Source organism: Promicromonospora kroppenstedtii (assembly GCF_044389675.1).
In the GTDB taxonomy this organism is placed as follows: domain Bacteria; phylum Actinomycetota; class Actinomycetes; order Actinomycetales; family Cellulomonadaceae; genus Promicromonospora; species Promicromonospora kroppenstedtii.
Window position 1 is genome coordinate 190052 of record NZ_JBIRYI010000010.1, and the last position, 15496, is coordinate 205547.

Consider the following 15496-nt stretch of genomic DNA (forward strand, 5'->3'; position numbering starts at 1 on the left):
AGACCTGGACGTTCGTCCGGTTGACTTGCTCATCGTGGTGGTCTCGGACGTCTCGACCAGGCTGGCTGCCGCGGTCCGAGCCGCCCGATCGGCGGTGGGCCGTGGCTCGCTCCCGGCTGCGGTCCAGACCGTCCCGGGCGACGGCGCCCGGTGGCCGGCCGTGCTGCTCGACCCGGCCCGCGCGGTCGTCCCGTTCATGGGCCGCGAGCAGGAGCTCGACGAACTCGGCCGGTGGGCCGACACCGACGCACCGGTCAGGCTGCGCCTCGTCGTCGCCCCCGCCGGTTTCGGCAAGACGCGGCTCGCGAGCGAGTTCGGCGACCGGCTCGCCGACGGCGGCTGGACCGTCGTCCCGGTGCCGATCGGCCGCGAGGTCGCCACGGTCCGCGCGCGCCCGCAGGGCGACGTCCTGTTCGTGATCGACGACGCCGCCACGCGACTCGGCCTGGGCGCGACGCTCGACGTCCTGGCCCGTCCGGCCCGTGGCCGCACCCGAGTGCTCCTGCTCGCCCGCGTCGCCGGGGAGTGGCTGCGCCGGCTGCGCTGGGGCTCCACGCTGTGGGCGCAGCTCGAACCCGGCGACGCCACCCAGACGGCGCTGGACCTGCCGCTGTCCCACGACCTGCCGGACGCCGCCGTGCTGGAGGCCGCGCTCGCCGCGTTCGCCGGGCACCTCGGCGTCCAGGACCCGGGCCCCGGCGTCGTGCCCGCCCAGGAACCGGACCGCGGCAACCGCGTGGTCGACCTGCATGCTGCCGCGGCGCTCGCCGCGCTCGCGGCGACGGGCGTGCCGGTCCCGGCGGACGAGCCGAGCCCGGTGCGCGGGCTCCTGACGGCGGCCGCTGACTCGTGGGTCAGGTCGGCCCGGGAGGCGGGCCTGGAGCTGAGCCGGGACGAGGTGCAGGACGTCGTCGCGGCGGCCTGCCTGCTGGGGGTGGACGACGCCGCGGGCGCGCGGGACGTGCTGCGCCGGGTGGTGCCCGGCGTGCCCGCCCGCGTGGGCGCGCGCTGGCTGCTCGGCCTGCCCGCCGTCGTGGCCGAGCTCGGGCCGAGCCCCGCCGGACCGGACCGGCTCGGCGACCTGCTCCTCACCGACCGGCTCGGCCGCTCGGTCTCCCTCGTCGGCTCGTGCACGTGGGGCCTGTCGCGCAAGAGCGCCCTGCGGGTGGTGCGCGTCGCCCGGCGGCTGGAGGTCGAGCTGTCCGAGGTGCCGGCCGCCACCGCGCTGGCCGGCGAGCTCCTGCGCCGTGCGACCGACTCCTCCGGGGACGACCCGCGCACCCTGCGGGCCGCGTTCCTGCTCAAGCGGCGCGCCGTGGTCGACGCCTCGGTCGACGACGTGCACCGGGGCGGGCGGCTGGTCGAGGTGGCCCGGGACGCCGTCGGCCGTGCGGAGGCCCTGGTCGACCTCGGTACCGCGCTGCGGGACGTCGCGCGGGTGACCGAGTCGCTGGACGTGCTGGACGCTGGCGTCGAGGCCTGGCGGCGCATCGCCGCCGGCGACCCCGACCGCTATCGCACCGCGCTGGTCTCGGCGATCAACGCCATGGGCAGCGCGCGCTGGCGGGCCGGACACACCCAGGCCGCCCTGGCCGCGCACCGCGAGGCGCTCGACCTGGTCCGGGCCGCCCCCGAGCGCGACCGGTCGTGGTGCGAGGCCGAGATGGCGCGCGTGCTGATCAGCCTCAACGTGGTGCAGAACGACGCGGGCACGCTCCAGGAGGAGGACGACACCTTCGCCGAGCTGCTCCCGATCCTGCGCAACCTGGTCGAGCGCGACCCCCGGCAGTGGGCGGTGTTCCTGACCACCGCGCTGTCCAACCGGTCGGTGACGCTCACCGAGAGCCGGCCGCAGCAGGCGGTACCGGTCGCCCTGGAGGCTGTCGAGCTCAGCCGCAGGATGATGCTGGAGGCACCACAGCGGCACCGCAACGAGCTCGGGTTCGCGCTGACCAACCTGGCCAACGCCTACGCGGCGCTGGGCCGGGACCGGGAGGCCGTGGCCCCGCTCACCGAGGCCGCCGCCGTCCGGCGCGAGCTGGTCCGCGAGAACCCCGCCACGCACACCTGGACGCTGGCCTACACGCTCGCCTCGCTCGGCGCGGTCAAGTCGCGCCTGGGCGACCTGGACGAGGCCGTCTCGCTCGAGCGAGAGGCCGTGCTGCTGCGTCGCCGCCTCGCCCGCGAGCACCCGGCGCGGTACCGCCGGATGCTCGCGGCGTCCCTCTCCAACCTCGCGGTCACGCACTCACGGGCCGGCGAGCCGGAGGAGGCGCTGCCGCTGGAGCAGGAGGCCGTGGCGATCCGGCGCGGCCTCGCGGAGGAGGGGCAGCCGGGCGAGGAGCACCTGGCGCACTCGCTGTCCAACCTGGGCGTGCTCTACGCCGAGCTCGGCCGGGCCGCCGACGCCGTGGCGCCCACCAAGGAGGCCGTCGAGCGCCTCCGGCGGCTCGCGGGGGAGGACCCCGGCCGCTTCGAGCCCGCTCTCGCCAACGCGCTGCTCAACCTCGGCGCGGCCCTCATCGACGCCGGGCGCCTGCAGGAGGGCGTGGAGCCGACGACGGAGGCCGTGCGCCTGCGCCGCGAGCTCTCCCGGCGCAGCCCGGACGTGCACCTGCCCGGTCTCGCGGCCGCGCTGACCAACCTCGTCTCCGTGTACCTCGACCTCGGGATGACGGACCCGGCGGCCGACCACGCGCAGGAGGTCGTCGCGGTCCGCCGGCGGCTCGTCGACGGCTCCTACGCCCACGAGCAGGACCTCCTGCGAGCCCTGGACCTGCAGGCTCGCGTGCGCCGGTCGGGCCCCGTCGAGGGCCGCGCGATCCGCTGAACGGCGCGGGTGTGACGAGTCTGCCAGTGTGATCCATAGAACAGGCGTGCGAATGTCGGTGGCGCGCCCTAGGATGCCTCTGTGAGCAATCGTCTCGTCGTCTCCGGTGCCCGTGAGCACAACCTCAAGAACGTCGATCTGGACCTCCCCAGGGACCGTCTGATCGTCTTCACCGGGCTGTCGGGTTCGGGTAAGTCGTCGCTCGCGTTCGACACGATCTTCGCCGAGGGTCAGCGCCGGTACGTCGAGTCACTGTCTGCCTACGCCCGCCAGTTCCTGGGCCAGATGGACAAGCCTGACGTCGACTTCATCGAGGGCCTGTCGCCCGCGGTGTCGATCGACCAGAAGTCGACCAACCGCAACCCGCGTTCCACGGTGGGCACCATCACCGAGGTCTACGACTACCTGCGCCTGCTGTACGCCCGTGCGGGCACGCAGTTCTGCCCGGTGTGCGGGGAGAAGGTCCAGTCGCAGACGCCGCAGCAGATCGTGGACCAGATCCTGGAGCTGCCCGAGGGCACCCGCTACCAGGTGCTGGCGCCCGTCGTGCGCGGCCGCAAGGGCGAGTACGCGGACCTGTTCAAGGAGCTGCAGGCCAAGGGCTTCTCGCGCGCCCGGGTCGACGGCGAGGTCGTGCAGCTGACCGACCCGCCCACGCTGGAGAAGAAGCTGAAGCACGACATCGAGGTGGTCGTGGACCGGCTCGTGGCGCGTGAGGGCGTGCAGCGCCGGCTGACCGACTCGGTGGAGACCGCGCTCGCCCTGGCGAACGGCCTGGTCATGATCGAGCTGGTCGACGCAGACATGGACGACCTGGGCCGGACCCGCAAGTTCTCCGAGAAGCGGGCGTGCCCCAACGAGCACCCCCTGGCACTCGACGAGATCGAGCCGCGGACCTTCTCGTTCAACGCGCCCTACGGCGCGTGCCCCGAGTGCACCGGCATCGGCTTCCGCCTGGAGGTCGACCCCGACCTGATCGTGCCGGACGACGAGCAGACGCTGCGCGGCGGCGCGGTGGCCCCGTGGGCGCAGACGTCGTCGGAGTACTTCGAGCGGGTGCTCTCCGCGCTCGCCGAGGAGATGAAGTTCTCCATGGACGTGCCGTGGCGCGCCCTGCCCGCGCGGGCCCGGGAGGCGATCCTGCACGGGCGCGACCACAAGGTGCACGTCAAGTACAAGAACCGGTGGGGCCGCGAGCGGCAGTACTCGACCGGGTTCGAGGGCGCCGTGACGTTCCTGGAGCGGCGGCACCGCGAGACGGACTCCGACTGGTCCAAGGAGAAGTACGAGGCCTACATGCGTGAGGTCCCGTGCCCGACCTGCGGCGGCGCGCGCCTCAAGCCCGAGGTGCTCGCGGTCAAGGTGGACGGCCTGTCCATCGCCGACGTCTGCCGGCTTCCGGTGGGCGAGGCCGCCGAGTTCCTCAAGGGCATCGAGCTCGGCGTCCGCGAGGCGCAGATCGCCACCGAGGTGCTCAAGGAGATCCACGCGCGCCTGGGCTTCCTGCTCGATGTCGGGCTGCACTACCTGACGCTGGAGCGGCCGGCGGGCACGCTGTCCGGCGGCGAGGCGCAGCGCATCCGGCTCGCGACGCAGATCGGCTCCGGCCTGGTGGGCGTGCTGTACGTGCTGGACGAGCCGTCGATCGGCCTGCACCAGCGCGACAACCGCCGGCTGATCGACACGCTCACCCGCCTGCGGGACCTGGGCAACACGCTCATCGTGGTCGAGCACGACGAGGACACGATCCGCGCGGCCGACTGGATCGTCGACATCGGCCCGGGCGCGGGCGAGCACGGCGGCGTCGTCATCCACTCGGGCGACTACGCCGGGCTGCTGGAGCAGCAGGACTCGCTCACGGGCGCGTACCTCGCCGGGCGCCGCTCGATCCCCGTGCCGGCCGAGCGCCGGCCCGTCGACCCCAAGCGGCAGGTCACGGTCGTGGGCGCGCACGAGAACAACCTGCGCGACGTCGACGTGTCGTTCCCGCTGGGCGTGCTGACCGTGGTGTCGGGTGTCTCGGGCTCGGGCAAGTCGACGCTCGTGAACTCGATCCTGTACACGGTCATGGCCAACCAGCTCAACGGCGCCCGCCGGGTGGCCGGGCGGCACAAGCGCGTGACGGGCCTGGACCAGCTCGACAAGGTGGTCCACGTGGACCAGGGGCCGATCGGCCGCACACCGCGGTCCAACCCGGCCACCTACACCGGCGTCTGGGACCGGATCCGCAAGATCTTCGCGGAGACCGAGGAGGCCAAGGTGCGCGGCTACGGGCCCGGCCGCTTCTCGTTCAACGTCAAGGGCGGGCGCTGCGAGGCGTGCGCGGGCGACGGCACGATCAAGATCGAGATGAACTTCCTGCCCGACGTGTACGTGCCGTGCGAGGTGTGCCACGGCGCGCGGTACAACCGCGAGACGCTCGAGGTGCACTTCAAGGGCAAGACGGTCGCCGACGTGCTCGACATGCCGATCGAGGAGGCCGCGGAGTTCTTCAAGGCGTTCCCGGCCATCTCGCGGCACCTGTCCACGCTGGTCGACGTCGGCCTCGGCTACGTGCGTCTCGGCCAGCCCGCGCCCACCCTGTCCGGCGGCGAGGCGCAGCGCGTCAAGCTGGCGGCGGAGCTGCAGAAGAGGTCGTCGGGCCGGTCGGCCTACGTGCTGGACGAGCCGACGACGGGCCTGCACTTCGAGGACGTCCGCCGGCTGCTCGGTGTGCTCCAGTCGCTGGCCGACAAGGGCAACACGGTCATCGTGATCGAGCACAACCTCGACGTCATCAAGAACGCCGACTGGGTCATCGACATGGGCCCGGAGGGCGGCAGCGGCGGCGGCAACGTCGTGGCGCAGGGCACCCCTGAGGTCGTCGCGGAGGTGCCGGAGAGCCACACGGGCACCTACCTCGCGGAGATCCTGGACGGCCACGCGCGGGCGGGCGAGGTGCCTGTGCTGCCGCCGACCAACGGGGCGGCCAAGCGCAAGACCGCGGCCCGGAAGACCAGCCGGGCCAAGGCGGCCGCCTCGGCCTGAGACTCACGGCGTGTCGTGCGGGGCGAAGTGATGGCCTGCGGGCCGGGCGCACCCTAGGGTGAGTCCATGAGCGGAGCCACGCATGACTACGCCGTGACGGTGCGGTGGACCGGCGCGGGGGACACGGGTACGTCCTCGTACACCGCGTACTCGCGCGACCACGAGATCGACCTGGCCCACAAGCCGCCCCTGCTGGGCTCGGCGGACCCGGCGTTCCGGGGCGACCCGGGCCGGTACAACCCCGAGGAGCTGTTCGTCGTCAGCCTGAGCCAGTGCCACATGCTCTGGTTCCTGCACCTGGCGGCGGAGTCCGGCCTGATCGTGCGGGAGTACACCGACGCGGCGACCGGCACCATGCGCGTGGAGTCGCGGGGCGAGGGCGCGTTCACCGACGTGACCCTCCACCCGCGCGTCGCGGTGGACGCCGGCGAGCTCGCCACCGACGAGCACGTCGCGGCCCTGCACCACAAGGCGCACGCGATGTGCTTCATCTCGCGGTCGGTGAACTTCCCGGTGCACGTGGCGCCGGTGCCGCTCGCCGTCGGCGCGGCCTGACCGGTCCTGCCCGACGGGGCCGACCGGTCCGCCCTGTCCGGGGCAACGGTCCCGGGCGCCCGCGCGTCACAGGTCATGACGGGCGCCGCTGGGGTGCCCGGACGAGGAGCAGCCATGCGTACGACACGGATGTCCCGGCTGGCGGCGGCAGTGGTGGTGGGTGCCGCGCTGGCCACGACGGCGGCCTGCCAGGCCGACCCGCTGCAGGAGGCGGAGACCAGCGCGCCGGCCTCCCCGGGCACGGAGCCGACCGGCCATGCGACGCCGTCGGACGAGCCTGCCACGGGCGAGTCCGGGTCGGGCGGCGAGCCCACCGACGACGGCGGGTCCGGCGGTGCGGAGGCGCCCTACGAGGACGGCTACCAGCCGCCCTGGTTCGAGGGGACGGACTGGTCGTGCGGCATGCCCGCCGCGGACCTGGCGTCGACCGGCGACGGCTGGACGCTCGAGGTCGCGGGAGGGCTGACCGACACCTCCGGCGGTGAGCCGTCGCACAACGGCGACCGGTTCCTGCCCGTGACGCTGACCGGGCCCGCGGGCGCGGTGCACGTCAGCCCGCCGGCGACGGTCTGGACGCAGGGCGACGTCGTGGTCGAGCTGCCGGCCCTGGCCGACGCCGCGCCCGTCCAGACGGCGGGCGGCGAACGGCTGGACGCGGTGGCCGGCCTCCTGTCGCACTGCGTGCCGGGCCCCGAGGCCGGGGGTATGACGACGTACGAGACCGAGCTGCCGGAGGGCGACTACGAGCTGCGGGCGTTCGTGGAGGTCGACCCGGGGGACAACCCGCGCCGGCTCGTGCTGAGCGACCCGGTCGCCGTCGCCGTCACCGCGGACGGCATCGTCGAGCGGTGAGCGCGCCGAACCGCGCGCGGGCGATGACCGACGTCGCCCGCGCGCTCCGCGTTGTCAGTGGCAGCGCATAGGTTTGTGCCATGGCGGATCCAGCAACCTACAGGCCCAAGCCGGGAGAGGTCCCGACGTCGCCCGGTGTCTACCGGTTCCGCGACGAGCACGGCCGGGTCATCTACGTCGGCAAGGCGAAGAACCTGCGCCAGCGCCTGGCCAACTACTTCCAGGACGTCGCGCACCTGCACGAGCGCACGCAGCGGATGGTGACCACCGCGGCGTCGGTGGAGTGGACGGTGGTGGGCACCGAGGTCGAGGCGCTCGCCCTGGAGTTCACCTGGATCCAGCAGTACGACCCGCGGTTCAACGTGAAGTACCGGGACGACAAGTCCTACCCGTACCTCGCCGTCACCCTGGGCGAGGAGGTGCCGCGCGCCCAGGTGCTGCGCGGCGCCAAGCGCAAGGGCACCCGGTACTTCGGGCCGTACGGGCACGCCTGGGCCATCCGGGAGACCCTCGACCTGCTGCTGCGGGTGTTCCCGATCCGCACCTGCTCGGCCGGCGTCTACAAGCGCGCGGGCCAGTCGGGGCGGCCGTGCCTGCTCGGGTACATCGACAAGTGCTCCGCGCCGTGCGTCGGCCGCATCAGCGTGGAGGACCACCGCGCCCTGGTGCTGGACTTCTGCGACTTCATGGCGGGCGACACCGCCAAGTTCGAGCGCCGGCTGACCAAGCGCATGCAGGAGGCCGCCGCGGAGATGGAGTACGAGCAGGCCGCCCGCCTGCGCGACGACATCGAGGCCCTGCGCCGCGCCACGGAGAAGAACGCCGTGGTGCTGGGCGACGCCACCGACGCCGACGTGTTCGCGCTGGTGGGCGACGAGCTGGAGGCCGCCGTCCAGGTGTTCCACGTGCGCGGCGGCCGCATCCGCGGCCAGCGCGGCTGGGTGGTCGAGAAGGTCGAGGACATCAGCGACGGCGAGCTCGTGGAACACCTGCTGCAGCAGGTCTATGGCTCCGCGGAGGAGGCCACCGGCCCTGAGGCGCGCGACGCCGTGCCCCGCGAGGTGCTGGTACCCGTGCTGCCGCCCGACCTGGACCAGGTCGGCGCCTGGCTCACCGGTCTGCGCGGCTCCCGCGTGGACGTGCGCGTGCCGCAGCGCGGCGACAAGAAGGAGCTCGCCGAGACGGTCCGCAAGAACGCCGAGCACGCGCTGATGCTGCACCGCACCCGCCGCGCGGGCGACCTCACCACCCGCAGCCAGGCGCTGCGCGAGATCCAGGAGGCGCTGGACCTGGACTCGGCGCCCCTGCGCATCGAGTGCTACGACATCTCGCACACCCAGGGCACCTTCCAGTCGGCGTCCATGGTGGTCTTCGAGGACGGCCTGGCCCGCAAGAGCGAGTACCGCTCGTTCAGCATCCGCGGCTCGGAGGGCGACGGCGCCCGCGACGACACCGAGGCGATGCACGAGGTCATCACGCGCCGGTTCAAGCGCTACCTCGCCGACCGGCTCAAGTCGAACGACGTCGAGATCTCCGCGGGCGAGGACCCGGCCGGCGCCGACCTGCCCGGACCGTTGCCGGGCGGCGAGGTCGCGGCCGACGCCCCCGAGGAGAAGGCACGGTTCGCCTACCCGCCCAGCCTCGTGGTGGTCGACGGCGGCCCGCCCCAGGTCGCAGCCGCCCAGCGCGCCCTGGACGAGCTCGGTATCACCGACGTCGCCCTGTGCGGCCTGGCCAAGCGCCTGGAGGAGGTGTGGCTGCCGGGCGAGGACTACCCCGTCATCCTGCAGCGCTCCAGCGAGGGCCTGTACCTGCTGCAGCGCGTCCGCGACGAGGCGCACCGGTTCGCCATCACGCAGCATCGCAGGCGGCGCAGCAAGGGCATGACCGCCTCCGTGCTCGACGACGTCCCCGGGCTCGGCCCGGCGCGCAAGAAGGTGCTGCTGACCCACTTCGGCTCGCTCAAGCGGCTCAAGGCGGCCAGCGTCGAGGAGATCGCCAGCGTGCGGGGGATGGGGACGACGACGGCCGCGGCCGTCGTGGCCGCCCTGAAGGCCTGACGCTGGCATGCTTGGTGCCATGAGCAACACCGAGCCGTCGCCCACCACGGCCCCCGAGGGAATCGCCGCGGTCGAGGCCGCCACGCACACCCCCGAGCGCAGCGAACCGCAGGTCCTGGTGATCACCGGCATGTCCGGCGCCGGCCGGTCCCGCGCCGCCGCCGTGCTGGAGGACCTCGACTGGTACGTCGTCGACAACCTGCCGCCGATGATGCTCGTGCCCCTGGTCGACCTCATGGCCAAGGGCTCGAGCATCGAGCGCGTCGCCGTGGTCGTGGACGTGCGCGGCCGGGAGTTCTTCTCGGAGCTCGACAAGGTGCTCGTGCACATGTCGGAGGCCGGGGTGGCCTACCGGATCCTGTTCCTGGACGCGACCGACGAGGTGCTGGTGCGTCGCTTCGAGCAGGTGCGCCGCCCGCACCCGCTGCAGGGCGACGGCCGGATCCTGGACGGCATCGCCGAGGAGCGCTCCCTGGTGGCGACCCTGGCCGAGCGCGCCGACCTGCGGATCGACACCTCCGACCTGTCCGTGCACGACCTGGCGCGGGAGATCCGGGCCTGGCTCGCGCACGACGCCACCGAGCAGCTCCGCATCAACGTGATCTCGTTCGGGTTCAAGTACGGCATCCCCCTGGACGCCGACCACGTGGTGGACGTACGGTTCCTGGCCAACCCCTACTGGATCACCGAGCTGCGGCACCTGACCGGGCGTGACCAGCCAGTTCGCGACTACGTGCTCGCCCGCCCGGGCGCCGTGGAGTTCGTGGACCGGTACGTCGACGCCCTGGCCCCGGTGCTCGCCGGCTATCTCAACGAGGAGAAGCGTTACGTGACCATCGCCGTCGGCTGCACGGGTGGCAAGCACCGGTCCGTCGCCATGTCGGACGCCATCGCCGAGCGCCTGCGCGCCCGGGGGCAGCTCGTCTCCGTCTCGGCAAGGGACCTGGGCCGCGAATGATCCCGCACGCCCCGGGGGTGCCCGACGTCCCGGCACCGGAGTGGAGCAAGAACCCGTCGGTCGTCGCCCTCGGCGGCGGCCACGGCCTGTCCGCGAGCCTGTCCGCGCTGCGCCTCATGTCCGACCGCCTCACGGCCGTCGTGACGGTGGCCGACGACGGCGGCTCGTCCGGCCGGCTGCGCGACGAGCTCGACGTGCTGCCCCCGGGCGACCTGCGGATGGCGCTCGCTGCCCTGTGCGACGACTCCGAGTGGGGTCGCACGTGGAGCGCGATGCTGCAGCACCGCTTCTCGTCGTCGGGCGAGCTGGACAACCACGCCATGGGCAACCTGCTCATCGTGGCACTGTGGGAGCTGCTCGGCGACGCGGTCGAGGGCCTGGACTGGGTGGGCCGCCTGCTCGGCGCCCGCGGCCGCGTGCTGCCGATGGCCTCGGTGCCGCTCGTGGTCGAGGCCGACGTGCGGCACGCCTCCGCGCCCGGCGAGCCGGAGGCATCCCTGGAGACGGTGATCGGGCAGAGCAAGGTCGCCGTGACCGAGGGCCGTATCGAGCAGCTGCGGCTGCTCCCCGCCGACCCGCCGGCCTCGCCCGAGGCCGTCCAGGCCGTGCTCGACGCCGACTGGGTGGTCCTGGGCCCGGGGTCCTGGTACTCGTCCGTGCTGGTGCACCTGCTGGTGCCCGCGCTCGCGGACGCCCTGCACGTCACCAAGGCGCGGCGCTGCGTCACCCTCAACCTGTCCGCGGAGAACGGCGAGACGGAGGGCCTGACCGCCGTCGACCACCTGGAGGCGCTGCACAAGCACGCGCCCGGCCTGCGGATCGACGCGGTGCTGGCCGACCCGTCCGCCGTCGAGGACGTCGCCGCCCTGGAGGCCGCGGCCGCGTCCATGGGGGCGCGCGTGATCATGCGGCAGGTGCGCCGCGGCGACGACACCGCCCGGCACGACGGGCTGCGCCTGGCCGCGGCCTACCGCGACGTGTTCGAGGGCGTCTACGGCGACGTCTGACTGGTCTGGCGACCGCACGCCGGACCGTGCGGGCTCGGCGGTGCTGCTCGTCACGTGGGGCCCGGCCGTGTCCGTACCGGCAAAAATAATGTGCCAAGCGCGTGGCGTGGTACTGCACGACGACGTCCGGCTCGCGAGCCGGCGCGGGACGGCGCGGGAGCCGCTCTGGTGGGCAGCCACGAAGAGGTCGTCGGCCTGGTCGCGGAGTACCACGACGCGGGCCTCGACGGGCTCGTGCTGTCCGGGCACCCGCACCCGGGGGAGGCCTACTGGTTCGCCGAGGGCGTACGCCCGATCCTGGACGCCCGGGTGATCACGCCGCAGGCCGCCCAGGACCCGCGGCCCGGGGCCGCATCGGGCGCCGTCGGACCCACCTCATGATGCGACACGCCGGGACAATTCGCCCGAGTTTCCGCGATTCCACCGGGTTAACTCGTACATGACCATGGCAGGATGACGCCATGGCGCTCACGGGACAGGTCAAGGAGGAGCTCGCGCGGGTGCGGGTGGCGAAGACGTCCTGCCGAAAGGCAGAGGTCTCCGCGACGCTGCGCTTCTCGGGTGGTCTCCACATCATCTCCGGTCGGGTCGTGATCGAGGCGGAGCTCGACACCGAGTCGGCCGCGACGCGCCTGAGGCACGCCATCCACGACCTGTACGGGCACACCAGCGAGCTCATCGTCGTGCAGGCCGGCGGCCTGCGCAAGAGCTCCCGGTTCGTGGTGCGCGTGGTGCGCGAGGGCGAGTCCCTGGCCCGCCAGACCGGCCTGCTCGACGCCCGTGGCCGCCCCGTGCGCGGCCTCGCCCCCGAGGTCGTCTCCGCCGGCGTGCCGGAGGCCGAGGCCGTGTGGCGTGGCGCGTTCCTGGCCCACGGCTCCCTGACCGAGCCCGGACGCTCCATGGCGCTCGAGGTGACCAGCCCCGGGCCGGAGGCCGCCCTCGCGCTCGTCGGGGCGGCCCGCCGCCTGGGCGTGGCCGCCAAGTCCCGTGAGGTGCGCGGCATCGACCGCGTGGTGATCCGCGACGGCGACTCCATCGGCCGCATGCTGGAGCGCATCGGCGCACCCGAGACCCTGAAGGTCTGGGAGGAGCGGCGCGAGCGCCGCGAGGTGCGCGGCACCGCCAACCGCCTGGCCAACTTCGACGACGCCAACCTGCGCCGCTCCGCCCGGGCGGCCGTGGCCGCCGGCGCGCGCGTGCAGCGGGCCTTCGAGATCCTGGGCGACGAGCTGCCCGAGCACCTGCGCCAGGCCGGTGAGCTGCGCCTGGCCCACAAGCAGGCCTCGCTCGAGGAGCTGGGCCGCCTGGCCGAGCCGCAGCTGTCCAAGGACGCGGTGGCGGGCCGGATCCGCCGTCTGCTGTCGACGGCGGACAAGCGCGCCCTCGAGCTGGGCATCCCGGACACCGAGGCAGGGCTGTCCGCCGACCTGCTCGATCTGTGACCGGTTTCCGTGGGATCCGTTTTTGTGGGAAAGGACAGAACCTGGAGTTCCAGGCTGTCCGGCTCGGGTCACGGATCGGCACGGTTCGGGTATAGGCTCGAAATCGTCAGGTGACGACGCCGTGACCATCGCGTTTCCCCTTCGGGTCGTCGCGGGGTCGCGGTGCCCGGAAACCCCCTGGCAACGCACTGGTCCGTCGGGCATCGACGGCAGTGGCGTCAGATACAAGGAAACGTGTGCGCCGGGACGGCCGGCGCCCCTGAGGAGGGCATTGTGACCATCCGCGTCGGCATCAACGGCTTCGGCCGTATCGGCAGGAACTTCTACCGGGCTCTCGTGGAGTCGGGTGCGGACATCGAGGTCGTGGGCGTGAACGACCTCACCGACAACAAGACGCTCGCGCACCTGCTCAAGTACGACACGACGCTGGGCCGCTTCGGCAAGTCGGTCGACTTCGACGACGAGAACATCATCGTGGACGGCAAGAAGATCCGTGCGCTCGCCGAGCGCAACCCCGCCGACCTCCCCTGGGGCGAGCTGGGTGCGGACATCGTCATCGAGTCCACGGGCTTCTTCACGGACGCCACCAAGGCGAAGGCGCACATCGACGCCGGTGCCAAGAAGGTCATCATCTCGGCCCCGGCCAAGAACGAGGACGCGACGTTCGTCATGGGCGTCAACCACGAGCTGTACGACCCGGCCGCGCACAACATCATCTCGAACGCGTCGTGCACCACGAACTGCCTCGCGCCGCTGGCCAAGGCCCTGAACGACTCGGTCGGCATCGAGCGTGGCCTCATGACCACGATCCACGCCTACACGGGTGACCAGAACCTGCAGGACGGCCCGCACAGCGACCTCCGTCGTGCCCGCGCCGCCGCGCAGAACATCGTCCCGACCACCACGGGTGCCGCCAAGGCCGTCGCCCTGGTGCTGCCGGAGCTGAAGGGCAAGCTGGACGGCTACGCCCTGCGCGTGCCGGTCATCACCGGCTCGGCCACGGACCTCACCTTCGAGGCGTCGCGCGAGGTGACCATCGACGAGGTCAACGCCGCCGTCAAGGCCGCCTCCGAGGGCCCGCTCAAGGGCATCCTGGAGTACGTCGAGGACGACATCGTCTCCTCGGACATCGTGACCAACCCGCACCAGAGCATCTACGACGCGAAGCTCACCAAGGTGATCGGCAACCAGGTCAAGGTCGTCTCCTGGTACGACAACGAGTGGGGCTACTCGAACAGCCTCGTGAACCTCACCGTGTTCGTCGGCGAGAAGCTCTGACAGCTCTCTCGGAAGCGTGAACTCCGACGTCCGCGTGCGCATCGGCCTGCCGGCGCACGCGGACGTCGTCATGTACGGAACCTCGACCGGCCTCTCCTGGCGGCCGGTCCCCGACCTGGAGTGCTCATGAAGACCATCGACTCCCTCGGCGACCTGCGCGGCAAGCGCGTCCTGGTCCGCTCCGACTTCAACGTGCCCCTCGACGGCACGACGATCACCGACGACGGCCGTATCCGCGCCGCGCTGCCCACGCTGACGCGCCTGGCCGACGCCGGCGCCCGCGTCGTCGTGCTGGCCCACCTGGGCCGCCCCAAGGGCGCGCCGGACCCCCAGTACTCCCTGGCCCCCGTCGCCGCCCGCCTGGGCGAGCTGCTCGGCCAGGACGTCCCCCTCGCGCAGGACCTCGTGGGCCCGTCCGCGAAGGCCACGGTCGACGCCCTGGCCGACGGCCAGGTCGCCCTCCTGGAGAACGTCCGGTTCGACGCCCGCGAGACCTCGAAGGTCGATGCCGAGCGTGCCGAGCTCGCCGGTGAGCTGGCGCAGTTCGCCGACGCGTTCGTGTCGGACGGCTTCGGTGTGGTGCACCGCAAGCAGGCCTCGGTGTACGACATCGCCCAGGTGCTGCCCGCCGCGGCCGGCGACCTGGTCCTGAACGAGGTCGAGTCGCTCTCGAAGGCGACCGGTGACCCGGAGCGTCCCTACGCCGTCGTGCTCGGCGGCTCCAAGGTCTCGGACAAGCTCGGCGTCATCGCGAACCTGCTGACCAAGGCGGACCGCCTGCTCATCGGCGGCGGCATGGTCTTCACGTTCCTGGCCGCCAAGGGCCTGTCGGTGGGCAACAGCCTGCTGGAGAACGACCAGATCGAGACCGTCAAGGGCTACCTGGCCACGGCCGAGTCGAACGGCGTCGAGATCGTGCTGCCGGTCGACATCGTCGCCGCCGACTCGTTCGCCGCCGACGCCGCGCACCGCGTGGTCGCGGCCGACGCGATCCCGGACGGCACCATGGGCCTCGACATCGGCCCGGAGTCCGGCAAGCTGTTCGCCGGCAAGCTGGCCGACGCGAAGACCATCGCCTGGAACGGCCCCATGGGCGTGTTCGAGTTCGAGGCGTTCGCCGACGGCACCAAGGCCGTGGCCCAGGGCATCATCGAGGCGACGACGGCCGGCGGGTTCTCCATCGTGGGCGGCGGCGACTCGGCCGCGGCCGTGCGGGTCCTCGGCTTCGACGAGGCCGGGTTCAGCCACATCTCGACCGGTGGCGGCGCGAGCCTGGAGCTGCTCGAGGGCAAGGAGCTCCCCGGCCTCACGGTGCTCGCCGACTGAGCCGAAGGTGCAGCGACGGCGGAGCGCCGAGGAACGAGGCGCACCGCCGGGAGCAAACCGCAGACTCAGGCGGAGACAAGCACTGCCTGAGTCCCACCCGCTGACCTGACGTACCTCCGAACAGAAAGAAGAAGCACGTGGCTACCACCCGCACGCCGCTG

11 protein-coding genes are annotated in these 15496 nt (G+C 72.7%); all 11 read left to right on the forward strand.

Annotated elements, in window-relative coordinates; translation table 11 throughout:
- Positions 1-34: 34 nt before the first annotated feature.
- Positions 35-2830 carry a tetratricopeptide repeat protein gene (locus tag ACH47X_RS17350; RefSeq protein ID WP_397405785.1) on the forward strand — a complete coding sequence of 932 codons (2796 nt, stop codon included), beginning with the start codon at positions 35-37 and terminating at the stop codon, positions 2828-2830.
- An 81-nt stretch (positions 2831-2911) separates the two neighbouring features.
- Positions 2912-5857: an excinuclease ABC subunit UvrA gene (gene uvrA, locus ACH47X_RS17355; RefSeq protein ID WP_397405786.1), complete on the forward strand. Its 2946-nt coding sequence runs from the start codon at positions 2912-2914 to the stop codon at positions 5855-5857.
- A 66-nt stretch (positions 5858-5923) separates the two neighbouring features.
- A complete protein-coding gene (locus ACH47X_RS17360) occupies positions 5924-6412 on the forward strand; it encodes an OsmC family protein (protein WP_397405787.1) in 489 nt (162 codons plus the stop codon).
- A gap of 114 nt (positions 6413-6526) precedes the next feature.
- Entirely contained in the window at positions 6527-7264 is a 738-nt protein-coding gene (locus ACH47X_RS17365; protein ID WP_397405788.1) for a hypothetical protein, read from the forward strand.
- An 80-nt stretch (positions 7265-7344) separates the two neighbouring features.
- Positions 7345-9324: an excinuclease ABC subunit UvrC gene (gene uvrC, locus ACH47X_RS17370; RefSeq protein WP_397405789.1), complete on the forward strand. Its 1980-nt coding sequence runs from the start codon at positions 7345-7347 to the stop codon at positions 9322-9324.
- 19 nt (positions 9325-9343) lie between these two features.
- The gene (gene rapZ, locus ACH47X_RS17375; protein WP_397405790.1) at positions 9344-10282 is read left to right on the forward strand and encodes an RNase adapter RapZ; all 939 of its coding nucleotides are present in this window, start codon (positions 9344-9346) and stop codon (positions 10280-10282) included.
- Complete coding sequence (locus ACH47X_RS17380) at positions 10279-11289, forward strand: uridine diphosphate-N-acetylglucosamine-binding protein YvcK (protein WP_397405791.1); 1011 nt, start codon at positions 10279-10281, stop codon at positions 11287-11289. Before rapZ ends, ACH47X_RS17380 begins: the two co-directional genes overlap by 4 nt.
- A 168-nt stretch (positions 11290-11457) precedes the next feature.
- The gene (locus ACH47X_RS17385; protein ID WP_397405792.1) at positions 11458-11670 is read left to right on the forward strand and encodes a hypothetical protein; all 213 of its coding nucleotides are present in this window, start codon (positions 11458-11460) and stop codon (positions 11668-11670) included.
- 80 nt (positions 11671-11750) lie between these two features.
- Complete coding sequence (whiA, locus tag ACH47X_RS17390; protein ID WP_285102297.1) at positions 11751-12731, forward strand: DNA-binding protein WhiA; 981 nt, start codon at positions 11751-11753, stop codon at positions 12729-12731.
- Between the two features lie 273 nt (positions 12732-13004).
- Entirely contained in the window at positions 13005-14009 is a 1005-nt protein-coding gene (gap, locus tag ACH47X_RS17395; RefSeq protein ID WP_020014802.1) for a type I glyceraldehyde-3-phosphate dehydrogenase, read from the forward strand.
- 126 nt (positions 14010-14135) lie between these two features.
- Complete coding sequence (locus ACH47X_RS17400) at positions 14136-15335, forward strand: phosphoglycerate kinase (protein WP_397405793.1); 1200 nt, start codon at positions 14136-14138, stop codon at positions 15333-15335.
- Positions 15336-15496 lie beyond the last annotated feature (161 nt).